At 68.0% G+C, this 384-nt stretch carries 1 pseudogene; it reads right to left on the reverse strand.

The window, feature by feature from the left end:
• Positions 1 to 384: pseudogene (locus M3223_RS24055) on the reverse strand (molybdopterin-dependent oxidoreductase); the annotation flags it as partial.

The following is a 384-nucleotide window of genomic DNA, read 5'->3' on the forward strand; positions in this document are numbered from 1 at the left end:
GTATAGCGGCCGTCGAGCGCCGGCTCCGCGCCATCCGTGTGGTGCAGCACCGCGCGGTTCGTCTTCGTGTCCCACCACATCCGGTTCTGCGGATACAGCGGGTTGAGCTCCGGCGCGTCGGCGTCGCGCACGAACAGCCCGAACGTGTCGGCGCCGTCGCGCCGGTCGACCAGTTCCGCCGCGTTCGTGAAGCGCGACACGAATTCGTGGTCGAACGCATCGCGCGCGATCAACTCATCCATCAGCGCCATGAACAGCGCGCCGTCGGTGCCGGGGCGGATCGGAATCCATTCGTCGGCGATCGCCGCGTAACCGGTGCGCACCGGATTGATCGCGATGAAGCGGCCGCCCGCGCGCTTGAACTTGCCGAGCGCGATCTTCAGC

It is taken from the genome of Paenibacillus pasadenensis, from assembly GCF_023715725.1.
GTDB classification, from domain to species: domain Bacteria; phylum Bacillota; class Bacilli; order Paenibacillales; family Paenibacillaceae; genus Paenibacillus_O; species Paenibacillus_O pasadenensis_A.